Below are 25,771 nucleotides of genomic sequence, written 5' to 3' on the forward strand. Positions count from 1 at the left end.
TGGCGCTTGCAGCCAGGGAACCGCAAACCGAGCCGGCTGCCAAGTTCCGGTGCTAGGCGATCCGGCCGAAGACTTGCAGTGGACATCCCGATGCGCGCCGGTCAGGAACGCGTCTCCAGTTCTTTCAAGGAACGCCGATGTCGATGAACGGTGCCGAGAGTCTCGTCCGTACGCTTGTCGCGGGCGGAGTGGATGTATCCTTCACCAATCCCGGTACCTCCGAGATGCATTTCGTTGCCGCGCTCGATCGCGTCGAGGGCATGCGGTGCGTGCTTTTCCTGTTCGAGGGCGGCGCGACGGGCGCCGCGGACGGCTATGCCCGCATGGCGGACAAGCCCGCCTCAACGCTTCTCCATCTCGGGCCCGGCCTCGGGAACGGCTTGGCGAATCTGCACAATGCCCGCCGGGCGCGCTCCCCGGTCGTCAACATCGTGGGTGAGCACGCGACCTATCATCGCCAGTTCGATGCGCCGCTCACCTCCGATATCGAGTCGATCGCACGATCCGTCTCCTCCTGGGTGAAGACATCCGAGAATTCGCGCTCCGTCGCGCAGGACGGGGCGGCGGCGATCGCCGCTGCCCGCGCGGCTCCCGGCGGGGTCGCGACGCTGATCCTGCCGGCCGACACAGCCTGGGGGGCGGGCGGCGCGGTCGCGGAGACGCCCGCCCTGGTGGAGCGTACGAAGGCGAGCGAGGAGGCGCTTCGGGCAGCGGCGGACGCGCTGAGGTCCGACGGACCGGCCGTGCTCTTCCTGGGAGACCGGACGCTCAGGCAACGTGGGCTCGACCTTGCCGCCCGCATCGCGGCGGCGACGGGCGCGAGGCTGGTCGCACAGGTTTCCAACGCGCGTATCGAACGGGGCGCCGGCCGTCAGCCGATCGAGCGCTTGCCGTATCCGGTGGACATCGCGGTCGAGCGCCTCGCCGGGGCGAAGCACCTCATCGTCGTCGGCACGACACCGCCGGTCGCGTTCTTTGCCTATCCGGGCAAGCCCAGCCACTTGCAGCCGGAGGACTGCGCCATTCAGGTCCTTGCCGATCCGGCGATGGACCAGATCGATGCGCTCGAGCGCTTGGCCGATCTCGTCGGTGCGCCGAACGAGCCTCCGCGCCTCGAGGGTGCAAGGCCGGACGTGCCGAGGGGCGCCTTGAACGCCGACACGATCGGCCTCGCGCTCGGTGCTCTGATGCCGGAAGGCGCGATCGTCTGCGACGAATCAATTACGACGGGGCGCAACTTCTTCCCGGCGAGCCGCTTCTCGGCGCCGCATGACTGGTTGCAGCTCTCGGGCGGCTCGATCGGGCTCGGCATCCCCATGGCGACCGGGGCTGCCATCGCTTGCCCGGACCGCAAGGTCATCAACCTCCAGGCGGACGGAAGCGGCCTCTACACGGCGCAGGCGCTCTGGACCCAGGCCCGCGAGAACCTCGATGTGATCACGCTCGTCTGGGCGAATCGTTCGTACGCGATCCTGAAAGCGGAACTCGCCAATGTCGGCGCGAATCCCGGCCGGAAGGCGCTGGGTATGCTCAGCCTCGATCAGCCGGCGATCGATTGGGTAAGTCTCGCCAAAGGATTCGGCGTGGAGGCGCGCCGCGTCGACGATCTCGAATCCTTCCTGACTGCCTTCCGCGGTGCCCTGAGTCGCCGGGGCCCCTTCCTGATCGAGGTCGCGCTCGCGTGAAGCGGGCCTCGGAGGGCCGGCACGAAGGAAAACCGTCACGTTTCCTTAAGCTTTAGGCGAACTCGACCCGATTCCGGGTGGACCTCGTCCCCGCTTTCGTTGCGATTGTGCAACATACCTATTCAAAGCCCCTCTGCGAGCGTCCGAAACCGCTCGGATCTGTTGCCGGTCCCAGGCGCCTAGATCATGGTGACTTTGCGGCGGGGGGGCACCTCCCAAAGCGACCTGACCAAGCTTGAAGCGGGAGTTCCGCGAGAGGGGTCGGGCCACTGGGGATGCGGGAAGCGAGTTCAAGGCCCCTCGGGGCCGAGGCAAGCGGCCAAACCCCGAGGATCTAACTTTGGAGAGCAGAATGAAGCTCGTTAAGAGCCTTCTCCTCGGGTCTGCAGCAGGTCTCTGCGCGGTTGCCGGGGCACAGGCGGCTGACCTTCCGGTTCGGAAGGCTGCGCCGGTTGAGTACGTTCGGGTCTGCACGGCGCACGGCGCAGGCTTCTTCTATATTCCGGGTACGGACACCTGCCTCCGGGTCGGCGGTCGCGCTCGCTTCGAGTATCAGTATTCGTCCCAGAACGCTCGCGCTGCGAACGTCTCCAGCTGGCGCGGTCTTGGCCGTCTGAACATCGACGCTCGTACGGCGACCCCCTACGGCACGCTGCGCGCCTTCGTCCGCTTCGAGATCGCTTCCCGCACCGGCGGCTACCTGCGGTCGGGCACCCAGGAGCGCTATGCCAACGCCTTCCCGGCGACGGGCATCGACACGGCTGGCCAGCTGCAGAAGTACGTCGACGTCGACAAGGCCTTCGTGCAGTTCGCCGGCATCACGGCCGGTCGCGCTCAGTCGTTCTTCGACTTCTACGCGGGTGACCTCGAGTTCTTCGGCGCTGGCATCTACTCGAACACCAACACCAACCTCCTCGCCTACACGGCGACGTTCGGTGGTGGGTTCTCGGCCACGGTCTCGATGGAAGACCCGGTCTACCGTCGTAACCCGGTCTTCGCGGTGCCGGCAGCGGGCAGCGGCCTGATGCCTGGTGGCGGCGGCGTCCCCGGCATCTCGGCGATCGCGACCGGCATCAACATCGCGGGTGTCCCGACGGGCGGCGCTGGTGTCAACGTCATCCAGAAGAACGACATGCCCGACTTCGTCGGCGCGCTCCGCTACGACAGCGCCTGGGGTTCCGCTCAGGTCATGGGTGCGGTGCACGAGATCAAGACGATCGGCCGTCTCGCGACGCCCGTCGCTGGTCCGGGTCCGGACGCCGAGTACGGCTGGGCCATCGGCGCTGGCGTGAAGGTCAACCTGCCGCAGCTCGCCCCCGGCGATCAGCTGTGGTTGCAGGGTGCTTACGGCCAGGGTGCAGGCTCCTACACGGGTATCTACAACCCGCCCGGCGCCGAGCTCGCGCTCAGCAGCATCACCAACAAGTTCCAGATCAACCAGGTGGACGCGACCGTTCAGGCGAATGGCCAGCTCAACCTGACCGAGTCCTGGTCGGTGATGGGTGCGTTGCTGCACTACTGGTCGCCTGAGTGGCGCCAGGCCGTGTTCGCGACCTACGGTCAGCAGAACTACGACCCGCGTCTGCGCAGCAACACGTTCGGTCCGGTCGGCATCACGGGTACGCTCGGTGGCGCTCCCACCACGGTGAACCCGTTCAACCCGACCCTGATGAGCTACGACCTCTTCTACGGCGGTACGAACCTCATCTGGTCGCCGGTCCGCGATCTCGATATCGGTGTCGAGGTTGTCTACCAGCGCATTTGGCTCCCGCGCGCCGTCGCCGACAACAACCGGGGCACGGTTGCTCCGCTCGCCGGCGGTCTGGTCGGCCCGGGTGGCGTCACCCGCGTGACCAACTTCGACGACAACATCATGGCGCGTATTCGCGTCCAGCGCGACTTCTAATCCCCGCACCAGCGGTGATTGGAGCCCCGGCCGAAAGGCCGGGGCTTTTTCATTTTCGGGCATGATGGAGCGGCGGTTACGCAGAAGCGCCGCAATCGGCCCGCACACCTGATCGAAACGATCCGTCCTCTCTGACCCGGTCGCGATGATGCTCGAAGCCGAGACCTCGGCAACGCAGGCGGGAGCGCCCGCAAGCCTGTCCCAGGGACTCCCGCCTCGTGAGTGCGGGGGCTGCACGCTGTGCTGCAAGACGATGTCGGTCTGGGAGATCGAAAAGCCCAACAATGTCTGGTGCAGGCACGTCCGCAATCATACCTCCTGCTCGATCTACGAGACGCGCCCGAATTCCTGCCGGACATTCAACTGCCTGTGGCTTCGCGGCGTGGGCACCGACGCGATGCGCCCCGACCGGTCGCGCGTCGTCCTTGTGGAGGCGGAGGACGAGGGGGGCGGGCCCAAGGGAATAGCCGCCATCCTGGATCCGACACGGCCGCTCGCCTGGCAGGAGCCGGCGATGCGCGGCTTCCTCGAGCAGGTGCGGGATGGCTATGGCGCCGTGGGCATGGCTCTCGGGACCCGAAAGCGGGTGTTCCGCGCAGGCCAGCCCCTCCAAACCCCCTAGCTCTGCTTCAGTCTGGTTCTACCCTGAGGAGACATGCGGCTACGTCCCGATCTCTGGCTCATCGGAATTCCCGCCCTCGCAGGCGTCTGGGCGGCGGCCGCCTTCTGGATCGCGCCTGAGATCGAGGGCACGCTTCGGCGGCAGGTCCAGGCTGTTCCGGTAGCCGAGACGGAGACACTCAAGGGCATCGGTGCCAAGATCGAAGTCGACGGACGCGACCTCTCGATCACGTCCGACCTGCCGCTCTCGGGAGAATCCCGCGTCCAGGCCGAGAGGCTCCTGGCCGCCCTGCCGGCGCTACGCGGCGTCACCTACCGCGTGCTGCCGCCCGTGGAGGTCAGCCCATTTCAGTTCAGCGTCCGGCGGACCGAGGAGGGACTCGTCCTAGGCGGCTATGTTCCTCCCGGGTCGATCCGAACGACAATCCTGGCGGAGGCCCGCAATGGTGGCCGGTCCGTTCGTGACGATCTTCGCTCCGCCGCGGGGGCGCCGCCCGGGTTCGAGGATGCTGCGCGGTTCCTCCTGAAGGCCGCTCCCCTGCTGGAAGGTGGGGCGGCTTCTCTCTCCGACCGTAAGCTGTCCCTCGCCGGCGAGGCTCCCGACAGCGTCTCTTACCGCGAGGTCAGGGCGCTTCTTTCCGCCCCGCCTCCCGGATTCACCATCACGGCAGCTAAGGTCGAGCCCCCGCTCTTCAGGCCGTTCACCTGGGGTGCGGCTCTCGATTCTGGACGAATCACCCTGTCCGGGCACGTGCCGAGCGAGGAGGCGCGGCGAGCTCTCGTCAGCCTCGTCCCGCAATCCGGCCGCGATCTCCGGATCGACGATCGCATGGAGACGGCAAGGGGAATCGAGGCTGGGATCCAGTTCGATCAGTTGGTCAGGCAGATGCTCGCCCTGCTCGGGGAACTCGAGGACGGCCGTGTCCAGTTGGCGGGGCGCCAGCTCAGCATTCGTGGCAGACTTGCCGCAAAAGACCTGATCGGGAAGATGCAGACCGACCTGAGAGCGTCCCGGTTCGCGGGGGTTGAACTGCGGGAAGTGCTGATCGAGCCGGTCGTCCCGAGGCCCTACCGCTTCAGGGCTCGGCGGGAGGAGGATCGCCTCTATCTCTCGGGGTTCCTGCCGGGAGAAAGCGAGCGATCCGCGATTCGCGAGCTGGCTAAGCGGCGCTTCCCCTTCGATCCGCTCGTCGACGAACTCCACGTTGCCGATGGTGCGCCGGAGGGGGTCGCGTCAGCCGTGCGGCTCGGACTGGAGCGGCTCTCCTCCCTCGCGAGCGGGGAACTGGCAGTCGAGGATCGCGACATCCGGCTCGCGGGACGCTCCCTGTATCGCGAGCACGCGGCTAGGACGGAGCGCGACTTTCCCCGGGAGGCGCCGGCCGGATGGAAGGCTATCGCCGATGTAACGCACGCCGGTCCGGAGAAGCCGCTGGATCCGGATTTCTGTTCCGATCTCGTCTCCGATGTCGTGCGGCGTGATTCGGTTCAGTTCGAATCGGGCAAGCCGGAGCTCTCGGCGGCCGGCCGCAAGCCGTTGGCCGCCGTGGCGGATGTCGTGCGGCGATGCGCACCGGTGCGCCTCACCGCCGTCGTCACGGTGGAGACCCACGGCGATCTCGACGAGGCGCGGCAACTCGCCGAGGGGAGGGCAAACGCCATCGCTTCCGTTCTGAAGGAGCAGGGAATCGCGACCGAGCTGAAGCCTCTTGCGGCGAAGATCGCGGAGGGCGGAAAGCCTGCGGAGCGAGTCGAGTTCGAGGTGCAGCCGTGATCGAAGCCGCGTCGATCATCCTTCTCCCGCTCTGGCCGGCGCTCGCGGCCGCGCTCGCGCTCGGTCTCGTTTTCGGCGTTGCAGGTTGGCGGGATCAGCCGCCCGGCTTTCGGGGGCGCCTCGGCCTGATCCTTGCGGTCCTTGGTCTCGCGGGCGGCGTGGCCCTCGCCGTGCTCGGCCGCCTTCCCGGCCGCGAAGGGCTTTGGCTCGAGATCGGGCTTGCGGTCTGTTTCGCTTATCTCGCGGGATGTCTGGCAGGCAGCATCCTGCGCGCCGCCTTCAGGCGGGGCTCGGACGCCGCGGTCGAGACACGGTCGCAGGCCTGATCAGTCCGGCCGGCTCTCTACCCGCTCGACGAAGCGGCGAATTGCGGCGACCATATCGTCGCCTCTGAGCAGGGGCGTGTGCCCCTGGTCAGGCACCGTGACGAGGTCCAGATCCGGGTGCAGCCTTATCATCTCGGCGACGGTTCTTTCCGAGAGAAGATCGGACAGGCCGCCGCGGATCACGAGCACCGGCATGTTCTTCAATCCGTCGAAAGCAGCCCAGAGATCCGGGATCTGGCTATCCGGCCCGATTGGCTCGAGCGTGCGGGCGAGGGCCGGATCGTAGGTCAGGACCAGCCGGCCCTCCTTCTCCTCCCAGGTGTTCCGGGCCCAGGCCTGCCAGTCGCGATCGCTGAGGTTCGGGAACTGCGCGCCGAACAACCCCTCCACTATCCCGGCGGCCTCGTGCAGGTCGCGCGGCTGCCGGAGCCTGCCGACATAGCTCTTGATCCTCAGGAGCCCCTCGCGCTCGATCACAGGCCCGATGTCGTTGAGCACCGCTCCCGCCACCATCCCGGGTTTCGCGCCGGACAGGCCCATCGTGATGATTCCGCCCCGTGAAGTCCCGATGAAGATCCCGCGCGAGATACCGAGATGGGCGAGGAGCGATAGGAGGTCGGACGTCTCGACCGGAATGCTGTAATTGCCGGGATCCGGATCATAGCCGGACAATCCGCGCCCACGATAATCGACCGCGACGACATGCCGTGGCTGCATCTCGTCCGGATCCGTCAACGCCATGGCGATGTCGTGAAAGTCGCCGGCGTGCCGCGCCAGTCCCGGCAGGCAGATCACGGGCAGGGATGTCGCGAGCGTATCGCCGTAGCTGCGCGCGTGGAGCAGGAGGCCGTGATTCGCCTGCACCCTGATGTCGCGATAGGAACGCCTGGTCATCGGCCACCTCGCGCCGTGAGTAGCGGCCGGTCAGGCACTCATCAAGGCGTGCCCGCTCCGAGCTTCAGGTCGCTTTCCATCAGGAGCGCGCTCCGCTGCCCGAGGCGGCGACGGTAGACCTGCAGGTTCTCCATCACGCGCTGCACGTAGTTCCGGGTCTCCGAGAAGGGGATGCGCTCCACCCAGTCGATCGGGTCCACGTCCGGCTTGCGCGGATCCCCGTAGGCATCGATCCACTTCCTCACGTTTCCCGGACCCGCGTTGTAGGAGGCGAAGGTCAGGATGTAGGAGCCCTTCCAGTAATCCATCAGCTCGCCGAGATGGGCGGAGCCGAGCTGGGCGTTGTAGACCGCTTCGACGAGGCGGGCAGGGTCGAACTCCAGCCCGACCTTTCGGGCCGTGGCCCTCGCGGTCGCCGGCATAAGCTGCATCAGGCCGCGCGCTCCCACGGGCGACTGGGCGGCGGGCTCGAACATGCTCTCCTGCCGCGCAATGGCATGGACCATGGCCGGCTCGACCCGGTCCCCGAGCGGTTCGAACGAGGGAATCCCGATCGTCGGGAAGGCATGCTCGTCGAGCGGAAGGCCGCGCTGGGTCGCCGCCTTCCCGAGGACAAGGAGCGTCCGCGCATCCCGATTGGCGAGCGCGAGTTCGCCGACCGCATCCACTTCGGCCGGATTGGGCGAGCGCCTGGCCACGTCGAAGATCAGCGGAACCGCGATCTCGCGCAGGCCGGCGGCATAGAGCGTTGCGACGGCCTGGGCGGCGGGCGACTTGGAAGCGGCAATGCGCTCCGGACTCTCCGGGTCGGGGCCGGGCTTGAGCGTGACCTCCGCGAGCCCGAGCTTTCCGCTCGCAAGCTGGCCGTAATAGGTGATCCCCTGCTGGGCGGCCTTCCCGTAGAACTCGCGCGCAAGCCTGCCGTCTCCGAGGGCTTCCGCCGCGCGCCCCTGCCAATAACTGGCGCGGGCGATCGAGATCGGCGTTCCTGCAATCGCGCCGGCGCGCGAGAAATGCCGGGCCGCGGCGCGCGGGTCGTCGAGGAACCGGAGAGCGATCCAGCCGGAGTGGAACTCGGCCTCGATCCGCTTCTCGTTGCCATCTGCGCCATGCGACCCCACCACGGCGTAGGCTGCCTTGGCGTCACCTCCGTCGAGGAGCTTCCGGGCCACGAGGCGGCGTTCTACCCACCACTCGTCCCCATCGACCAGGACTTCGGGATCGCGCGGCACATCGGCCAGCAGCTTGGCGGCCTCCTCGGCCTTGTCGGCCCGGCGGAGGAACTGCACGCGCGAGAAGATGTAGGACGGCTCGCTCCGAAGGTCGGCTGGCACCGCGTCGAGGAGCTTGCCTGCGTTTCCGGCCTTGCCGGCAACGGCCGCTCGGGCCTTCACTAGAGCGTCGAAGCCCTTTCCGGCGTAATCGGCCGCACGCTTGGCCGTCTCGTAATTCTCCTTGAAGAGCAGTCGCTCCATCCGGAAGCGATGGTCCGCCTGGGTGAGGATCTCGGAGAACTCGTTCAGGATTCGGCTCTCGAGCTCCCGCCCGAAATTGTCGTTCCGCCAGGCGTCGCGCACCAGCGCCGAAGCGTCTTCCTTGAGGCCGTCGGCCCGGAGCGCTTGGGCGAGCACGAACTTGCCGGCTGCGCTTTGCGGCCGCGTGCGGGCGAAGAAGGCCCGCACCGTCTCAGCCGGGCGGCGCTCGGTGATCAGCAACGTTTCCGCCCGGCTTCTCACCCAAGCCGCGCCGGGCCAATCGGCGTGCTCGCGAAGAAAGGCGGCCGCCCGGTCGAAATCCGCGGCAGGTCCCCCGAAGCGAATCGAGGCCCATTCGAGAAGCGTGTCGAGACCACCGTCGAGCCGCGCCCTGATGCGGTCGCTGGCCGCGAGGTCGCCCTTCCGAATCGCGCCGATCGCGTCCCGCACCGCCGAGACTTCCGGGGCAGACGCGTCGGGGAGAAGCGCCGAGGCAGGGTTATCCGCCGCGCCAACGGGGGAGGGCGGAACTGGAATGGTGGCGGTCGTAGTCGGCGCTGCCGCCGCCTCGTCGGGCTCGGCGAGGGCGAGGACAGGACGTTGAGGAGGGCTCGGCGGCGAAGGACGTTGCGACCGAGCATGCCCGGCGACAGTCGCGCCTACCCAGACGGAGCCCGCGACGAGAGCCACGAGGGCACTGGCCGCCACCGCCTTCCTGAAGACAGCATCCGCAGAAGGTCTCATGCAGCCTATTGAGCGCTGATATGGTTGACGAAGGATTGGTGAGCCGGGGAGTGGGTTCGGAACTCCGGTTTGCGTGGGCTTCGCGGCGCAACTATGTCTCTTCTCGCCCGGTTGCCCGGGAGAAGGCGACCGAGCCGAGGGAAGGAAGTAGCGAGATGGCGGCGACACGGTTCAAGGGCTCGTTGACGGCCCTGGTGACGCCATTCAGGGACGGGGCCGTCGATGAGGACGGTTTCCGCGCCCATATCGAGTGGCAGATCGAGAGCGGGACGACAGGGCTGGTGCCGGTCGGAACGACCGGCGAGAGCCCGACGCTGAGCCATGACGAGCACAAGCGCGTCGTCGAGATCTGCATCGAGCAGGCGAAGGGCCGGGTGCCGGTCATCGCTGGAGCAGGCTCCAACAACACGGTCGAGGCGGTCGACTTCGCTAAGCACGCCGAGCGCGCCGGAGCCGACGCCGTCCTGGTCGTCACACCCTATTACAACAAGCCCACTCAGGAGGGCCTGTTTCAGCATTTCAAGGCCGTGAACGACGCCATCGGCATCCCGATCATCATCTACAACATTCCTCCCCGCTCCGTGATCGACATGTCGGTCGCCACGATGGCACGCCTCTACGAATTGCCCAACATCGCCGGCGTGAAGGACGCGACGGCCAATCTCGCCCGCGTGTCCCAGCAGAGACATGCGCTGGGACCAGACTTCATCCAGCTTTCTGGCGAAGACATGACGGCGCTCGCCTATAATGCGGCCGGCGGACATGGCTGTATTTCCGTGGTCTCGAACGTTGCTCCGGCGCTCTGCGCCGAATTGCAGGAGACCTCGCTCGCGGGGGATTACGTGTCCGCCCTCAGGGTGCAGGACCGACTCGTGCCGCTGCACGACGCCATCTTCATGGAGCCCGGCCTTGCAGGCGCGAAGTGCGGGCTGGCGCTGCTCGGCCGCGGGACGGAGGAGATCCGCCTGCCGATGACGCCGGTCACCTCGCGGGCCAAGGATGCGATCCGGGCCGCTATGGTGCATGCGGGCCTGCTGAACGCGTGAGCTGATGGCAAAGGAACCGAAGGCGCGCCGGATCGTCGCCGACAATCGCGGCGCACGCTACCACTACACGATCGAGGACACGGTCGAGGCCGGGATCGCGCTCGTCGGCACCGAGGTGAAGTCGCTGCGGGCCAACAAGGCGACGATCGGCGAGGCCTATGCCGGGCCCTCGGGCAACGAGATATTCCTCTTCAACGCGAATATCCCGGAATACCTGCAGGCCAACCGCTTCAACCATGAACCGCGCCGGCCGCGGCGCCTGCTGCTGAGCCGCCGGCAGATCAACAAGTTCATCGGTGCGACGCAGCGGGAGGGGTATACGCTCGTTCCGCTCAAGCTCTATTTCAACGAGCAGGGCCGGGCGAAGCTCGAACTAGGCCTCGGGCGCGGAAAGAAGCTGCACGACAAGCGCGAGACCGAGAAGAAGCGGGACTGGGAGCGCGAGCGCGGGCGCTTGATGCGGGAGAAGGGTTGATGGCCGGACCGGATACGCTGCCCGACGACCTGCCGGAGCCGGTGGATGACGGCGCCGCCGATCATCTTCGCGGCGCGAAACTGCCGGACGTGCCGCTTCAGGCGACGGACGGCTCGACCGTATCGCTCGCGGCGCTCCCCGGGCGGATTGTCGTCTACGCCTACCCGCGGACCGGCGAGGCAGGAAAAATTCCGAACGCGGAATGGAACGCCATCCCCGGCGCCCGCGGCTGCACGCCGCAATCCTGCTCGTTCCGGGACCATTTCGCCGAGCTGCGCCAACTCGGCGTCGGCGCGGTGTTCGGGCTGTCGACGCAGGACAGTGCCTATCAGCGCGAAGCGGTGGAGCGTCTCCACCTGCCGTTCGCTGTGCTGTCGGACGAACACCTTGCCCTGACGAAGGCCGCCGGGCTGCCGACCTTCGTGTTCAACGGAATGACGCTGATCCGGCGCATGAGCTTCGTGATCGACGATGGGCGCGTCACGCAGCTCTTCTATCCTGTCTTTCCGCCGGACCGCAGCGCGGCTGACGTGGTCGACTGGTTGAGGGCCAACCCGGCCCCCTGATCAGCTGGCGGCCGGCGGCAGCTCGTCGAAGGACGGGCGCGACAGGCGCCACGGACGCGCGAGGGAGGTGGTCGCCGCTTCCGACGGGCGCAGCGCCCGGACGGAGCCGTCCATCCTGATCTCGGCGATGTTGAGGAACCCGAAGATCTGGAGGCGCGAGGCGATCATCTTGGTCTCGCGATCCTCGGCCGCGATGACGAAGGATCCGTTCGTGTAGACCGTGTCGAGGAGGCCCTTCTGGTCGCGGTTCTCCGATCGGGCGGCGCGGGGGCCGGGGAAGCGGACCACGTTCGTGGACGAGACGCTCTGGGAACGCATGACGCTACTCACTCAACTGAGAATCAACTCCGCCAAATTGCCGTGTAAGATTTAAGGCGCCGCTAACCACTCGGACGCGCCGCCTTCCCCAGCGCTGACCCGCCTGAACTCTTCCGGAATGGCTCACGCTCGGGCACGATGCTGCCACAAATGAGAACCGGCGAGAGGCGCGCCATGAAGAACATCCTTGTTCCAACCGAAACCCACGAGGTGATGGCCTCCGTGCTGGAGGTGGCTGCACTCGTGCAACGTCGCTTCGCAGGCTACGTGGAGGGCTTCGCCCTCCGCCCTGCCGTCCCCGATTACGTCCCCATCGACATGGTGAGCGGGCTGGCCTGGCATGTCGACGAGAAGGCCGACGAGGAGACCCGTCGCTCGGCCTTCGCGCTTTTCGAGGCCTTCATGAAGGGGCGGGATCTGCCTGAAGCGCCCGCAGGCTCGCCCGAGCCGGGCTATGGCTGGCACGCCAAGGCGCCCGCCGGAGACATGTTCCTGGCGAGCCATGCCCGGATCTTCGATCTCATCGTGCTCGGGCGTCCCATCACGGGCAGGGCTCAGCCCTCGATGGCGAGCCTCGAGGCCGTGCTGTTCGAGTCCGGCCGCCCGCTCCTGATCGCGCCGCCCGAGCCGCCGACCACACTCGGCGAGACGGTGGTGATCGCCTGGAACGGCTCCACCGAGACGGCCCGGACGGTCGCCTTCGCGGCTCCGTTCCTGCGCGAGGCGAAGCGCATCGTCGTGCTGATGGTGGAGGGATGGTCTGTGCCCGGCCCGTCCGGCGAGCAACTTGCATCCTCGCTCCGGCGGTGCGGCCTCGAGGTCGAGACCCTGATGGCGGCACGCGAGCACCGCAATGATGGCGAGACCATCCTGGCGCGGTCGCAGGCGCTCGGGGCGGATCTCCTGGTGAAGGGCGCCTACACCCAGAGCCGCTTGAGGCAGATGATCTTCGGCGGGGCGACCGCACACATCCTAGGCCACGCGACCATGCCGGTCCTGATGGCCAACTGACGAGGTAAGTATCGTGAGCGAGGGCTTTTTCCCGCGCTGGGTTCCGGCCCGGCAGACCGGCGCCGTGATGCCGGACGAGCGCCTGCCGCTCGGCCAGACGATCGTGCTCGGCATCCAGCACGTGGTGGCGATGTTCGGTGCGACCGCGCTCGCGCCGATCCTCATGGGGTTCGACCCCAACCTCGCGATCTTCTTCTCCGGCGTCGCGACCCTCATCTTCTTCGTCATCACGGGCGGGCGGGTGCCGAGCTATCTCGGCTCGAGCTTCGCCTTCATCGCGGTCGTCATCGCGGCGACCGGCTATGCGGGGTCGGGTCCCAACGCGAACATTGCCGTCGCCCTCGGCGGCATCATCGCGGCCGGTGCGGTCTATACGGTGATCGGCATCGTCGTCGCGGCAGCCGGGCCGGGCTGGGTCGAGCGGGTCATGCCGCCCGCCGTGACGGGCGCGATCGTGGCGGCGATCGGGCTGAATCTCGCGCCCATCGCCGTCAAGGGCGTATCCGGCTCGCAGACGGATATCTGGATCGGGCTCGCGACCGTGGTGGCGGTGGGGGCCGTTGCCGTCTACGCGCCCGGGATGGCGCGTCGGCTGCCGATCCTGATCGGCGGGGCGATCGCGTACCTCCTCCACTTCGTGCTCGCGAACGGGCTCGGGCTGGCGAAGCCCATCGACTTCTCCGGCGTTGCGCAGGCGCCCTGGTTCGGTCTGCCGCGCTTCGTGGCGCCCGTCTTCGAGGCGAATGCGATGTGGTTGATCGCGCCCGTCGCCGTGGTGCTCGTCGCCGAGAACCTCGGTCACGTGAAGGCGATCGGCGCCATGACGGGCCGCAGCCTCGACCGCTATCTCGGGCGCGCCTTTATCGGCGACGGGGTAGCCACGATGCTGTCCGGCTATGGCGGCGGCACGGGCGTTACGACCTATGCCGAGAACATGGGCGTCATGGCCGTCACCCGGATCTACTCGACTCTCGTCTTCGTCGCGGCGGCGATCGTTGCGCTCCTGCTGGGGCTCTCGCCCAAGTTCGGCGCGCTGATCCTCACCATTCCGGGGCCGGTGATCGGCGGGCTCTCCATCGTGGTGTTCGGCCTCATCACGGCGACGGCCGGCCGGATCTGGGTCGAGAACGGGGTCGATTTCTCCCGCGCTCGCAATCTCCTCACGGTCGGCGTTGCCGTCGTGCTCGGGGCCGGCGACCTCACGATCAAGATCGGCTCCTTTACGCTCGGCGGGATCGGCACCGCGACGTTCGGGGCGATCATCTTCTACCACCTCCTGCGCGATGATCGGGCCGGGGAGATCTCGGCGGCGGATGGCGCGGCTGGCCGGCCGACCTCCCGCTGAATCGGAAGCGCACCGATGCTGGGCAGGCTTGCATGATTCGTGCTGCCCTGCGGTGCGAACCAGACTAAACCTCTACTCCAGCGGGGGCCGCTGCCCTGTTTCGAAGGCTCACGATGCAGATTTCGCGTCCATATCTGATGTTCCTTGGTGACGTGCCGGACACGCTTGCCGCCAAGACGGCCTACGGCATCGTCGACTGGCGTCGCGACTGGTGCCTCGGCCAACTCCGGCTCCCGGGCTGCAAGGCGGATCTCGGCCTGCCGGACATCAGCGTCGAGGAGGCAGCCCGTCAGGGCGCGAAGACGATGGTCATCGGCATCGTGAACGCCGGCGGCGTGCTGAACGAGGCCTGGGTTCCCGACATCCTCAAGGCGCTCGAATCCGGGATGGACGTCGCAAGCGGGCTCCATATCCGCCTCGGCTCGGACCCGCGCATCGCGGAGGCCGCCGCCAAGCATGGAAGACAGCTCTTCGACGTGCGCCAGTCCGACCAGCGCTTCGCGACAGGGAAGGGTACGAAGCGTTCGGGCCTTCGGCTCCTGACCGTCGGGACCGATTGCTCGGTGGGCAAGAAGTACACGGCGCTCGCGCTCGAGCGAGAGATGACGGCGCGCGGCTTCGACGCCGAGTTCAAGGCGACCGGGCAGACGGGCGTGTTCATCTCCGGCCGCGGCGTCGCGATTGATGCCGTAGTGGCGGATTTCATTTCGGGGGCGGTGGAGTGGATCTCGCCCGACGCAGCCCCGGAGCACTGGGACCTGGTCGAAGGGCAGGGCTCCCTCTTCCACCCCTCGTTCGCGGGCGTGACGCTGGGATTGCTGCACGGCGCCCAGCCTGACGCCTTTGTGGTCTGCCACGAACCGACGCGAACCAACATGCGCGGCGTGAAGCACCCGCTCCCGACGATCCAACAGGTCATCGACCTCACAGTCCAGTGCGGGCAACTGACCAATCCCGCCATCCGCCCGGTCGGGATTGCCGTCAACACGCACGCGCTTCCGGAGGCCGAGGCGAAGGCCTACCTGGAGAAGGTCGCGGCCGAGCACGACCTGCCCGCGACCGACCCGATCCGGTTCGGCGTCTCCACCATCATCGACCGTCTCGAGGCCGAGTTCCCGCGCAGCCGCGCCGCCTCCTGATGGATGCGGCAACGCCGGAGCCGATTCGCGCGACCACGCTGACGCCGAGCGACATCCGCTCGATCTTCTTCGGCATCATGCTGGCGATGCTGCTCTCGGCACTCGACCAGACGATCGTCGCGACCGCGATGCCGACCATCGGCCGTGAACTCGGGGACGTGGAGCACCTTCCCTGGGTGGTCACGTCCTACCTGCTGGCTTCAACGGCCGTGACGCCGCTCTACGGGCGGTTCTCCGACATGCATGGGCGGCGCGTGACGCTGCTCATCGGTATCACGATTTTCGTCGTCGGCTCGATCGCCTGCGCGCTTGCGCCGAACATGCTCGCCCTGATCCTCGCGCGCGGTGTCCAGGGCCTCGGCGGCGGCGGCCTGATCGCGCTCGCCCAGACGATCGTGGCCGACATGGTCGCGCCGCGCGAGCGGGGACGCTACCAAGTCTATTTCGGCGCTGTTTTTGCCACCGCGAGCCTGGCAGGGCCGGTCCTCGGCGGGTTCTTCGCCCAGAGCCTGCATTGGTCGGTGATCTTCTGGATCAACCTGCCACTCGGCCTGCTCGCCTTCCTGCTCACCAACCAGCGACTGAAGAAGCTGCCGCTGGTCGAACGGCGGCATCGGCTCGACGTGCTCGGTGCGATGCTGCTGATCGGCGCGACCACGACCTTCATGCTCGTCCTGAGCTGGGGAGGCACGCACTACGCCTGGCGCTCAGCCGAGATACTGGTGCTCGCAGCATTTTCCCTGGTGCTCTGGGGTGCTTTCCTGCTCCGGATGAAGGTCGCGGCCGAGCCGCTGATCCCCCTCCAGGTTTTCAAGGACCGCGTCATCGCGTCTGCCATCCTGGCCAGCGCCTGGGCTATGGCGACCTATATCGGGCTCGCGATCTTCGTCCCGATCTACTTCGAGACGGTGCTCGGGCTGTCCGCCTCCCAGTCCGGCCTCTCCCTCATTCCCCTGATGATCGGCATCGTGATCGGCTCGACCGTGTCTGGCCGTCTGATGGCGCGGGTCGAGCATTACAAGCGGGCGCCGGTGGCCGGTGTGTCTCTCGCGATCCTCTCGATCGGGACGATCGCGCTTGTGAGTACTCTGCCATTTCCCCTGCTGCTCGGGCTGCTCTTTTGCGCCAGTCTGGGCCTCGGCACGGTGATGCCGGTCTCGACCGTGGCCCTGCAGAATGCCGCACCGCCGGGGCATCTCGGCACTGTGACGGCGACGATGAACTTTTCGCGCCAGCTCTTCGGGGCTGTCATCGTAGCGGTCTACGGCGCGATCGTGTTGAGCGGCCACGGTGCCGGAAGCGGCCTCACCCTGGAGACGCTGGCCGGCGGCATGGCGCCCGAATACGTGGCCGGTTTCCGCTACGTGTTCGTGGCCGCGACATTGGGGCTCGCCGCCTCACTTGCGTTCTTCCTCATGATGGAGGAACGCCCTCTGCGAGACCGGCCGCAAGACTGACGGCGGAGACGAGGACGCCGCGAGGCGGCGAGAACGCCATGGCAGATGCCAAGAGGGAAGCCGTAGCGGCTTCGGCCCTGCGGCCGAGCCGCGAAGAGGCTGAAGACGCAGTACGCACCCTGATCCGATGGGCAGGTGACGACCCGGGCCGCGAAGGCCTTGCGGAGACGCCCGCGCGCGTGGTTCGCGCCTTCTCCGACTGGTTCTCCGGCTACGCTCAGGATCCGGCCGAATACCTCCGCCGCACCTTCGAGGAGGTCGGCGGCTATGACGAGATCGTCGTGCTGAAGGGCATCACGTTCGAGTCGCATTGCGAGCACCACATGGCGCCGATCATCGGCGAGGTGCATGTCGGGTATCTGCCTCACAAGCGCGTGGTCGGCATTTCGAAGCTCGCGCGTCTCGTGGATGCTTATTCGCGCCGGCTGCAGATCCAGGAGCGGCTGACCGCGGAGATCGCCGACACCCTTCAGGAAGTGCTGCAACCCCGTGGCGTCGCCGTCCTCATCGAATCCAGCCACGAATGCATGACGACCCGCGGCGTCCATAAGCGTGGAGTCAGCATGGTGACGAGCCGGATGCTGGGAGCGTTCCGCGACAATCCGGCAACACGGCGGGAATTCTTCGCAGCGATCGGGAAATAGGCGGGCGCCTTGACGTTTGTACCTGGCCGTGACGTCACGGTCGTACTTCCAGGAACGTCCCCATGCTGCGCTGGGCGCTCATCTTCTTCGTCATTTCCCTTGTGGCGGGCGCCTTCGGCTTCACCGGCATCGCCGCCGGCGCGGGCCGGATAGCACGCCTGCTCTTCGGTCTTTTCCTTGTGCTGGCCATCGTCGTGGTCGTCGTCGCCCTCCTGATCGGGCAGGCGATCTTCTAGCCTCGGCGCCGCCGAGGTCGTTGCCCCAAGGGGGAGGTCGAGCTACCTTCCCTTCGGATTTCAGATGCTGGCGTTCCTCGCTGGCCGATCGAAGGATGATCGATGCGGGCAAGGTTTGTGGCGCTGGTGACCCTCGCGGCCGGGGCGGCTTTCGCCGCGCCCGCCCATGCCGACGGTTTCCCGCCGTTCTATGGTTACTCGCCCTATCTCGGAGGGCCGGTCGTGTACTTCACCGGTGAGGACGACGTGCGCGCGGCTTCCGTCATCAGCGACGGTCTGCCCGGAATGGGAACGCGAACCTATTATCGCGGTGGTCCCTTCTACACCTACCAGCCCGTGCAGCCGCCCGTGCGTCACGCACCGCGGAAGAGCCGGCGCGTTCTCGTCACCAAGGGCTGAGCTGCGGCGAACTCGCCGCACGTCTCTCCGATTCTTCCCCCGAGCGCTGCGCTGGAACGCAGTGCTGATGCTGCACGTTCTGGGCCCGGGGGGCGGGGAGAACGATCATGCAGATCAAACGCTCCGGTAAAGCGCTCGCGGCCGGCGTGCTGGTTGCCGCCATGTCCGCCTTCACGTCAGGTACGGCAACGGCCGCTCCGCTCCCGGTGACGAGCATAGACGCGGTCGCCAATCCACCAGCTGTCGATAACGTGCAGTGGCGCCGCGGAGGCTGGGGCGGCGGCGGTTGGCGCGGCGGTGGCTGGGGCGGAGGCTGGCGCGGTGGTGGCTGGGGCTATCGCGGCGGATGGGGCGGCGGCTGGGGCTACCGGCGCGGTTGGGGCGCGGGACCGTTCGTCGCCGGGGCCGCACTCGGCATCATTGGCGCCGCAGCGGCCGCAAACGCCTATTCCTACCCGTATTATGATGGCTGGGGCTGGGGCTCTCCGTATTACGGCTACAGCTACCCTGCCTATTACGGCTACGGATACGGCTATCCCTACGCCTATTCCTACCCGGCCTATTACGGCGGCGGTTGGGGCTGGGGCCCCGGGTGGGGTGGATATCGCCGGGCTTATTGGGGGCCCGGTTGGGGTGGATATCGCCGAGCGTATTGGGGGCCAGGATGGCGCGGCGGCGTCCGTCGAGCTTACTGGGGCGGCCCGAGATGGGGTGGTGGAGTTCGTCGAGCCTACTGGGGCGGCCGTCCCGGCTTCTACCGAGCCGGTGGCTTCTACCGCGGCTCCGGCGCACCTGGCCTCGGCAAGGTCTACTACCGCAGGTTCTGACGTTAGGGCGCCGCCGCAGGACAGGCGGCGGGCCCCTGCTTTGTTGACGGGGTTCACAGCCGGACCTGACCCGGCGGGTTGACCTTCTGCGCGTGGCATCGGAAGCGAAGATGTCAGCGGAGAGGACGATGTCGAGCGCGAGCCCCGTTATCGGGACCGGCGATGAGGGTAGCTATGGGTCGGGTGCGTTGGGTTCCCTCGAGCCCGCGCGCCGGCTGATCGTCGCCCTCGACGTCCCGACGCCGCTGGAAGCCGAGCGCCTCGTCGGGGCGCTCGCCGACCTGCCGGTCGTATTCAAGATCGGCCATCAACTCGCCTATGTGGGGGGGCTGACGGTCGCCGAGCGGCTCGCCAAGGCCGGCCGCGAGGTGTTCCTCGATCTGAAGCTTCACGACATCCCGAGAACCGTGGAGGAGGGCGTCCGCTCGCTCGCGGGGTTCGGCGCAAAATTCCTTACCGTGCACGCCTATCCTCAGACCATGCGGGCTGCGGTGGCCGGTGCGGCCGGCACCGATCTGACGCTGCTCGCGGTGACGGTTCTCACATCGATGAACGACCTCGACGCGACGGAGGCCGGCTACGCGCTGCCCGTCGCCGACCTTGCCCTGCGCCGCGCGCTGGAGGCGGCCGAGGCGGGCATCGGCGGGCTCGTTTGCGCCGCCAGCGAGGCGCCAGCGTTGCGCGAGGTGGTCGGGGCCGAGCGGGTGCTCGTCGTCCCCGGCATCCGCCCCGCCGGGGAGGATGCGGGCGATCAGAAGCGCGTCACAACGCCGGCCGACGCGATACGGGCCGGTGCCGACCGGATCGTGGTCGGCCGACCTATCACGGGCGCCGCCGACCCGCTTGCGGCCGCGCAGGCCATCATTGCAGGAATTGAGGAGGGCGCGGCGTGAGCGATCGGATCACGATCCGTCGGCCGGACGATTGGCACGTCCACTTCCGGGACGGCGCCATGATGCAGGCCTGTCTGCCGGAGACGGCGAGGGTTTTTGCGCGCGCCATCGCGATGCCGAACCTGACCCCGCCGGTTCGTACGACGGACGACGCCATCGCCTATCGCGAGCGGCTCCGGGCTGCGCGGCCGGCCGGCTCGTCCTTTGAACCTTTGATGACATGCTACCTGACGCATGACACGGACCCGGACGACATCGAGCGCGGGTTCCGGGAGGGCGTCTTCGCCGCCCTGAAGCTCTATCCGGCGCACGCCACGACCAATGCGGCCGAAGGAGTGACGGACCTCAACCGGCTCGACCGTGTCTTCGAGCGCGCGGAGAAGATCGGCCTGCCGCTCTCCATGCATGGCGAGGAAGTCGATCCCGCCATCGACATCTTCGACCGCGAAGCCGTGTTCATCGATCGCCGGCTCGGGCCGCTGACGGAGAAGTTTCCCGGCCTCAAGATGATCCTGGAGCACCTGACGACGGCCGCCGCGGTCGATTTCGTGCGCGCCAAGTTCCCGCAGGTCGCCGGCACCATCACGCCCCATCATCTCGAGCTGACGCGGACCGACATGCTCGGGCATGGGATGCGGCCGGACTATTATTGCATGCCGGTCGCGAAGACGGAGCGGGACCGCCGCGCGCTCGTCGCGGCCGCCGTCTCGGGCGAACCCTGCTATTTCCTGGGCACGGATTCCGCGCCCCATCCGCTCGCCCGGAAGCGCTCCATACCGGCTGCCGCCGGCATCTTCGCCGCCCCCACGGCGATCGAGATCTATGCCGACGTGTTCGATCGCGCAGGCGCGCTCGACCGGCTGGAGGCCTTCGCGTCCCTCAACGGCCCGCGCCATTACGGCATGGCGCCGAACGAGGACCAGATCACGCTCGAGCGGGTGGAGTGGCAGGCGCCGGAAACCCTGGCCGTGAACGGTCCGGAGGAATGCGTCCCGATCTATCGCGGCGGCCAGACCCTGCGCTGGCGGCTCGCCGCTGCCTGAGCCGAACCAAGTACGGAAAGTGAGATTCGCATGTTCCAGGGCGTGACCTTCGCGGACAAGGCCTCCGTGGCGGAGACGGTCGCGCGCATGCTGTTCGAGATCGAAGCCGTCCGGTTCATGGACGAGAAGCCCTTCATCTTCACCTCCGGCTGGGCGAGCCCGGTCTATATCGACTGCCGCCGGCTGATCTCCTTCCCGCGCGTGCGCGGAACGCTGATGGATCTCGGGGCGTCGCTGGTCTGCCGCGAGGCGGGTTTCGAGCGGTTCGACGCGGTTGCCGGCGGGGAGACGGCCGGCATCCCGTTCGCGGCCTGGATGGCGGATCGGCTGCAACTGCCGATGCAGTATGTGCGCAAGAAGCCGAAGGGTTTCGGCCGCAATGCGCAGATCGAGGGCCACGTGGCCGAGGGCCAGCGCGTCCTGCTGGTCGAAGATCTGGCCACTGACGGCCGCAGCAAGCAGCTCTTCGCCAATGCTCTGCGCGAGGCGGGCTGCAGCGTCGACCACCTCTTCGTGGTCTTCTACTATTCGATCTTCAAGGAATCCCCGAAGTACTTGGCCGATATGGGCCTCACCATGCACCACCTCGCCACCTGGTGGGACGTGCTGGCGGTCGCCAAGGCCGGCGGTCGCTTCGATGCTCCGGTGCTTCGCGAGGTCGAGTCCTTCCTCCATGACCCGGCCGGCTGGTCGAAGGCGAATGGCGGGATCGACAAGACGCCGGAGTGACGGGCTCGCTGCTCCCGATGATCGATCTTGCCTACCAGGCGTTCAAGCCGGCGCTCCGCCTCGTCGACCCGGAAACCGCGCATCGGCTTGCCGTGAAGGCGCTGGCCTCCGGCATACCGTTCGGCTCAGCCCCAGCTGACGATCCGATCCTGAAGTGCCGGGTTCTCGGGCTCGACATCCCGAACCCGATCGGGCTCGCGGCGGGGTTCGACAAGAATGGGGAGGCCCCCGACGCCCTGCTGCGGCTCGGCTTCGGCCATGTGGAAATTGGCACCGTCACGCCGCGCCCCCAGCCGGGCAATCCGCGGCCGCGCCTGTTCCGGCTCGCCGAGGACGAGGCCGTGATCAATCGTTACGGCTTCAACAGCGAGGGCCTGCAGCCCGTGCTGCGTCGGCTCGCTGCCCGGAAGGGCAGGGGAGGGATTGTCGGCGTCAATGTCGGGAAGAACAAGGACACGGCTGACGAGGTCGCGGATTTCGTGACCGGCATCCGGGCGGTCACGCCCTATGCCGATTACCTCGTGATCAACGTCTCATCTCCGAACACGCCCGGCCTGCGCAATCTCCAGGCCCGCGAGAGCATGGAGAGGCTCATCCGGGCAGCGTTCGAGGCGCGTGCCGCTGCTGCCTCCGGCACCCTGCCGCCCCTGCTCGTAAAGCTCGCCCCCGATCTCGACCAGGACGGTCTCGTAGACGCAGCCGAGGTGGCGCTCGCCACGGGCATCGACGGGCTGATCATGGGCAACACTACGATCTCGCGGCCTCCTTCCCTCAGGAGCAGTCATCGCGGCGAGGCCGGCGGCCTGTCGGGCAAGCCGCTCTTCGAGCTCTCGACGGAGCGCCTGCGCGAACTGCATCGCCTGACGAAGGGTGGGGTCCCGCTCATCGGCGCGGGCGGGGTCTCATCCGGTGCAGGCGCCTATGCGAAGATTCGGGCCGGCGCCTCGCTCGTGCAGCTCTACAGCGCCCTCGTCTACGAGGGGCCGGGCCTCGCCGGCCGCATCAAGCGGGAGCTCGCCGCGCTGCTGAAGCGCGACGGGTTCGGCTCGGTGGGGGAGGCGGTCGGCGCCGACAATCGCTGATCAGGCCGGATCGCTCCGGCCCGCGAAGACACGCCCGCAGAGCGGATTGTAGCCGATCCGGTAGACGAGCTCCGCCGGTCGTTCCACGTCCCAGATCGCGAGGTCGCACCATTTCCCGGGCGTAATCGTCCCGACCTCGTCCGACATCCCGAGCGCCTGCGCGGCGACCCGTGTGGTGCCGGCGAGGATCTCATCCACGGTCAGCCGGAACAACGTTGCCGCCATGTTCATGGCCAGCAGCAAAGAGGTCAGCGGCGAGGAGCCCGGGTTGCAGTCGGTCGCGATCGCGATCGGAACGCCGTGTCGGCGGAATGCATCGATGGGCGGAAGGTGCGTCTCGCGGATGAAGTAATAGGCACCCGGCAGGAGCACGGCGACGGTGCCGGCCTCCGCCATCGCGGCAGCGCCCACCTCGCTCGTATATTCGAGATGGTCCGCCGAGAGCGCGCCATAGGCCGCCGCGAGCGCCGCCCCGCCGAGATCGGAGAGCTGGTCTGCGTGCAGCTTCACGGGAAGCTCGGCCGCATGCGCGGCATCGAAGACCTGCGCGACCTCCTCCGGCGAGAAGGCAATGCCTTCGCAGAATGCATCCACGGCATCCGCTAATCCCGACCCACCGAGCTCGATCACGGTCTGGCAGACCTCGTCGACATAGGCGGCGCGGTTCGTTTCGCCCGGCGGCCAGGCATGCGCGCCGAGATAGGTCCGGCGTATGCGCACCGCCCGCTCAGTCCCCAGCCGCCGCGCCGCCTGGAGCATGCGCAGCTCCGTGTTCCGCTCGAGCCCATAGCCCGATTTCACCTCGAGCGTCGTGACACCCTCCGCGATCAGGTGGTCGAGACGGGGCAGGGCGGTGCGGACGAGCTCGTCCTCGCTCGCCTGCCGCGTCGCCTTGACGGTCGAGGCGATGCCGCCGCCCGCCAGCGCGATCTCCTCATAGCTCGCCCCGGCGAGGCGCAGCTCGAATTCATGCGCGCGATTGCCCGCGTGGACGATGTGGGTGTGGCAATCCACCAGGCCCGGGGTGACCCAGCGGCCCTCCACATCGATCCGCTCGGGGGCATCGGCGCTCGCCGGCAGTTCGGAAGCGGGGCCCGCGAAAACGATCCGCCCGTCCTTTGCGGCGATCGTGCCGTCCTCGATGATGCCGAGGCCTTCGCGCGAGGGGTCGAGTGTCGCGAGGCGGGCTCCCCGCCATATCGTGTCGAAGCGCATGTCGTTTCCCCTCACTACTTCAGCGCCTGCGCGGCCGCAGCGTAGCCACCCGCCGCGCCGTCGACGAAATGGATGTGGTCGGCACGATGGATAGACGGCGTGATGCAGGTCACCAGCGCCGCCTCCTGTCGATGCAGCCCGTACTGCACGATCCCGGCACGTTCCGCATCCGCGAGCCGCCGTTCGATCGCGTCCGCCAGCTCGGGCGTGCAGTCGATCGTCATCCGCAGGCCGTCGTCGTATTTCCGATAATCCGTGTTGGCCACGAGTTGTTCGAGGTAGCGCCCCGGGTCGAAGCCGCGCACGGGAAGCCGGAACCGGAACACCAGGGTCGAGAGGGCCGTGCTTGCGAGCGCCTTGAGCCTTGCCAGCCAGTGGCTCTGGCCGGGAGCTCGCTGCGCCCGCAGCTCGAGATCGAGGCCGCTCGGCGGCCACCCGAGCGGGGGGCCGCCATCCGGGATCGGCCGGGCCCGCTCGGGAGAGGCCTCGATCAGCGCCAGGATGTCGCGGACCACCGCCTCATAGCTCGCCGGCACCGCGCCTTCCGCGGGCTTCACGATAAGCGAGAGCACGATTCCGCGGCGGGAGGGCGCGGGCTCGAACCGACAGTGCAGCCCAGCCAGGTCGGGCCGCGAACCCGGCGGCGCTTTCGCGATCCGGAAGGCGCCCGCCTTCATCTCCGCCTCGGCCCAGGCAAGACCTCCGCCGGAGAACATTGCGTAGCTGATGTCGGGCGACGGGGAGAATTCGGCCACCCGCACATCGAACCCTGCGGCTCGGACCGCGGCGACGGGCACCATCGCGACCCGCAGATCCAGCCCGTATTCCTCGCCGACGAAGGTCGCGGTCCGTGCGAGAGCCTCGCGGGCAGCCCCCGCGTTCGCCGGAGAAACCGCGAAGGCTGCCCCGTCGCCTCCGAACACGAAGGGGAATCGCGCCTGGCCGAGCGCGTTCGACACGGCCGCGATCGCGCCGGCTCCCGCCATGTTCACGACCTTGTACCGACCCGCCGCTATCGCACTCGTCGAATCGACCACGTCGGCGAGGCCCAGGAGCCAATCCCCGGGCAACGCCGCATAGACGGACGGGTCGGCGACCTGTTCGAAGCGCGAGAGCCGCGGGGCACCCGCCCAGGATCCCCCGCTCGGGGGATCAGCCGGAACCGCGCCGCCGACTTGCTGCTTCGGCTGCTCATGTTGTCGGAGCATGGCTCCTGCCTTCCTGCCTCGCCGGCTGCAGGTACGGAGCTTCGCGCCGAGCGTTGTCCGAGCATGAAGACTACCGCTCTCACATGCATCCTCGCCACCGCGACGATGCTCGTGGCAAGCGCGACGGCGACCATCGCCCAGACGCAGCAAAGCTCGGCACCGCATCGGACGCCTGAGGCCCTGCAGAAGAGCATCCCGCCCTCGTCGGAAAGCTGGGCGTCCTCTGGCCACCACAGGCATTCCGCCCCGTCCCGTTCCGGCCGCCACGGCAACTTCGGCGGGCCGAGCACTGGCGGCGCGAGTGGCGGCAGCCCCTGACGCGGTTAGGCGGGGAGGGCGCTCCGTCTGCTTCGTGGGTCTGGAACGGCAGAAAGCCCGCCGCGCGTGAGCGTGGCGGGCTTTTTGGGTTTGGTTGCGGGGGTTGGATTTGAACCAACGACCTTCAGGTTATGAGCCTGACGAGCTACCGAGCTGCTCCACCCCGCGCCACTCTGAGCCGGGCGTGCCGTGCGGCCGGCGGCGCCCGTGCGGGGCTGGCCCCGCTTTGCTGTCTGGCTGGTTCGCTTCGGGTCTGGCCCGGAGCGGACCCCTGTCCTGCGGCCTGGCCGCGTGAAGGGGTGTGAAGAGGGATGATGTCCTTGGCAGGTCCGGCAACGACCTACTCTCCCGGGCCTTGAGGCACAGTACCATTGGCGCTGAGGAGTTTAACGGCC

General features: G+C 67.8%; 25 protein-coding genes and 1 tRNA gene. 20 read left to right on the forward strand and 6 right to left on the reverse strand.

The annotated features are described in order from the left end of the window. The first annotated feature begins 137 nt into the window (after positions 1 to 137). The 5 genes from ACO2SS_RS16425 (at position 138) to ACO2SS_RS16445 (ending at position 6,312) form a co-directional block, all read left to right on the forward strand. Positions 138 to 1,685, forward strand: coding sequence for an acetolactate synthase large subunit (locus ACO2SS_RS16425; protein WP_423278830.1), 1,548 nt, complete (start codon positions 138 to 140; stop codon positions 1,683 to 1,685). A 352-nt stretch (positions 1,686 to 2,037) separates the two neighbouring features. After that, positions 2,038 to 3,591 carry a porin gene (locus ACO2SS_RS16430; protein ID WP_423278831.1) on the forward strand — a complete coding sequence of 518 codons (1,554 nt, stop codon included), beginning with the start codon at positions 2,038 to 2,040 and terminating at the stop codon, positions 3,589 to 3,591. 145 nt (positions 3,592 to 3,736) lie between these two features. Further along, positions 3,737 to 4,213, forward strand: a complete 477-nt coding sequence (locus ACO2SS_RS16435) for a YkgJ family cysteine cluster protein (protein ID WP_423278832.1) — start codon at positions 3,737 to 3,739, stop codon at positions 4,211 to 4,213. 33 nt (positions 4,214 to 4,246) lie between these two features. Then, positions 4,247 to 5,986, forward strand: a complete 1,740-nt coding sequence (locus ACO2SS_RS16440) for an OmpA family protein (protein WP_423278833.1) — start codon at positions 4,247 to 4,249, stop codon at positions 5,984 to 5,986. Then, positions 5,983 to 6,312 carry a hypothetical protein gene (locus tag ACO2SS_RS16445; protein WP_423278834.1) on the forward strand — a complete coding sequence of 110 codons (330 nt, stop codon included), beginning with the start codon at positions 5,983 to 5,985 and terminating at the stop codon, positions 6,310 to 6,312. Before ACO2SS_RS16440 ends, ACO2SS_RS16445 begins: the two co-directional genes overlap by 4 nt. Here the strand turns inward: ACO2SS_RS16445 and ACO2SS_RS16450 are convergent, their stop codons facing one another. Both ACO2SS_RS16450 and ACO2SS_RS16455 read right to left on the reverse strand, forming a co-directional pair. Then, entirely contained in the window at positions 6,313 to 7,206 is an 894-nt protein-coding gene (locus ACO2SS_RS16450) for an alpha/beta fold hydrolase (RefSeq protein ID WP_423278835.1), read from the reverse strand. Between the two features lie 41 nt (positions 7,207 to 7,247). Continuing rightward, positions 7,248 to 9,131 (reverse strand): lytic transglycosylase domain-containing protein, encoded by a 1,884-nt coding sequence (locus ACO2SS_RS16455; RefSeq protein WP_423278836.1) that lies wholly within the window; start codon positions 9,129 to 9,131, stop codon positions 7,248 to 7,250. A 449-nt stretch (positions 9,132 to 9,580) separates the two neighbouring features. Here ACO2SS_RS16455 and dapA point away from each other — a divergent pair, with 449 nt between their 5' ends. From dapA to ACO2SS_RS16470, 3 genes are read left to right on the forward strand one after another with little or no spacing between them, the layout of a single operon-like run. Continuing rightward, entirely contained in the window at positions 9,581 to 10,471 is an 891-nt protein-coding gene (dapA, locus tag ACO2SS_RS16460; RefSeq protein ID WP_423278837.1) for a 4-hydroxy-tetrahydrodipicolinate synthase, read from the forward strand. A gap of 4 nt (positions 10,472 to 10,475) precedes the next feature. Then, on the forward strand, positions 10,476 to 10,946 hold the full coding sequence (smpB, locus tag ACO2SS_RS16465; protein WP_423278838.1) for an SsrA-binding protein SmpB: 471 nt from the start codon (positions 10,476 to 10,478) through the stop codon (positions 10,944 to 10,946). Further along, positions 10,946 to 11,512 carry a peroxiredoxin gene (locus tag ACO2SS_RS16470; RefSeq protein ID WP_423278839.1) on the forward strand — a complete coding sequence of 189 codons (567 nt, stop codon included), beginning with the start codon at positions 10,946 to 10,948 and terminating at the stop codon, positions 11,510 to 11,512. Before smpB ends, ACO2SS_RS16470 begins: the two co-directional genes overlap by 1 nt. On the opposite strand, the gene ACO2SS_RS16475 is transcribed toward ACO2SS_RS16470, so the two are convergent. Further along, a complete protein-coding gene (locus ACO2SS_RS16475) occupies positions 11,513 to 11,830 on the reverse strand; it encodes a hypothetical protein (protein ID WP_423278840.1) in 318 nt (105 codons plus the stop codon). It lies immediately after the preceding gene. 174 nt (positions 11,831 to 12,004) lie between these two features. Between ACO2SS_RS16475 and ACO2SS_RS16480 the strand changes: the two genes are divergently transcribed. From ACO2SS_RS16480 to ACO2SS_RS16535, 12 genes are all read left to right on the forward strand, one after another. Then, positions 12,005 to 12,841 (forward strand): universal stress protein, encoded by an 837-nt coding sequence (locus ACO2SS_RS16480; RefSeq protein WP_423278841.1) that lies wholly within the window; start codon positions 12,005 to 12,007, stop codon positions 12,839 to 12,841. A 67-nt stretch (positions 12,842 to 12,908) separates the two neighbouring features. Beyond that, complete coding sequence (locus tag ACO2SS_RS16485; RefSeq protein ID WP_423278860.1) at positions 12,909 to 14,186, forward strand: solute carrier family 23 protein; 1,278 nt, start codon at positions 12,909 to 12,911, stop codon at positions 14,184 to 14,186. 113 nt (positions 14,187 to 14,299) lie between these two features. Further along, a complete protein-coding gene (gene dgcN / locus ACO2SS_RS16490) occupies positions 14,300 to 15,325 on the forward strand; it encodes an N-acetyltransferase DgcN (protein WP_423278842.1) in 1,026 nt (341 codons plus the stop codon). Further along, positions 15,325 to 16,782 (forward strand): MDR family MFS transporter, encoded by a 1,458-nt coding sequence (locus ACO2SS_RS16495; RefSeq protein ID WP_423278843.1) that lies wholly within the window; start codon positions 15,325 to 15,327, stop codon positions 16,780 to 16,782. Before dgcN ends, ACO2SS_RS16495 begins: the two co-directional genes overlap by 1 nt. A 38-nt stretch (positions 16,783 to 16,820) precedes the next feature. Further along, on the forward strand, positions 16,821 to 17,426 hold the full coding sequence (gene folE / locus ACO2SS_RS16500; protein ID WP_423278844.1) for a GTP cyclohydrolase I FolE: 606 nt from the start codon (positions 16,821 to 16,823) through the stop codon (positions 17,424 to 17,426). Positions 17,427 to 17,488: 62 nt separating this feature from the next. Continuing rightward, positions 17,489 to 17,662 (forward strand): DUF1328 domain-containing protein, encoded by a 174-nt coding sequence (locus ACO2SS_RS16505; protein ID WP_423278845.1) that lies wholly within the window; start codon positions 17,489 to 17,491, stop codon positions 17,660 to 17,662. Positions 17,663 to 17,764: 102 nt separating this feature from the next. Then, entirely contained in the window at positions 17,765 to 18,061 is a 297-nt protein-coding gene (locus tag ACO2SS_RS16510) for a hypothetical protein (RefSeq protein WP_423278846.1), read from the forward strand. Positions 18,062 to 18,168: 107 nt separating this feature from the next. Further along, a complete protein-coding gene (locus ACO2SS_RS16515; RefSeq protein WP_423278847.1) occupies positions 18,169 to 18,888 on the forward strand; it encodes a hypothetical protein in 720 nt (239 codons plus the stop codon). A gap of 128 nt (positions 18,889 to 19,016) precedes the next feature. Then, complete coding sequence (gene pyrF, locus ACO2SS_RS16520) at positions 19,017 to 19,781, forward strand: orotidine-5'-phosphate decarboxylase (protein WP_423278848.1); 765 nt, start codon at positions 19,017 to 19,019, stop codon at positions 19,779 to 19,781. Further along, positions 19,778 to 20,824, forward strand: coding sequence for a dihydroorotase (pyrC, locus tag ACO2SS_RS16525; RefSeq protein WP_423278849.1), 1,047 nt, complete (start codon positions 19,778 to 19,780; stop codon positions 20,822 to 20,824). Before pyrF ends, pyrC begins: the two co-directional genes overlap by 4 nt. Positions 20,825 to 20,854: 30 nt before the next feature. Then, the gene (locus tag ACO2SS_RS16530; protein ID WP_423278850.1) at positions 20,855 to 21,553 is read left to right on the forward strand and encodes an orotate phosphoribosyltransferase; all 699 of its coding nucleotides are present in this window, start codon (positions 20,855 to 20,857) and stop codon (positions 21,551 to 21,553) included. A 17-nt stretch (positions 21,554 to 21,570) separates the two neighbouring features. Further along, entirely contained in the window at positions 21,571 to 22,635 is a 1,065-nt protein-coding gene (locus ACO2SS_RS16535) for a quinone-dependent dihydroorotate dehydrogenase (protein ID WP_423278861.1), read from the forward strand. Here ACO2SS_RS16535 and hutI read toward each other — a convergent pair whose 3' ends face one another. The 3 genes from hutI to ACO2SS_RS16550 form a co-directional block, all read right to left on the reverse strand. After that, the gene (hutI, locus tag ACO2SS_RS16540) at positions 22,636 to 23,850 is read right to left on the reverse strand and encodes an imidazolonepropionase (protein WP_423278851.1); all 1,215 of its coding nucleotides are present in this window, start codon (positions 23,848 to 23,850) and stop codon (positions 22,636 to 22,638) included. It abuts the gene before it with no gap. A gap of 14 nt (positions 23,851 to 23,864) precedes the next feature. Then, positions 23,865 to 25,058 (reverse strand): DUF3095 domain-containing protein, encoded by a 1,194-nt coding sequence (locus tag ACO2SS_RS16545; protein ID WP_423278852.1) that lies wholly within the window; start codon positions 25,056 to 25,058, stop codon positions 23,865 to 23,867. Between the two features lie 409 nt (positions 25,059 to 25,467). Next, positions 25,468 to 25,544 (reverse strand) — tRNA-Met (locus tag ACO2SS_RS16550). Positions 25,545 to 25,771 lie beyond the last annotated feature (227 nt).

The sequence above is a fragment of the Enterovirga sp. CN4-39 genome (genome assembly GCF_049446235.1).
In the GTDB taxonomy this organism is placed as follows: Bacteria; Pseudomonadota; Alphaproteobacteria; order Rhizobiales; family Beijerinckiaceae; genus Enterovirga.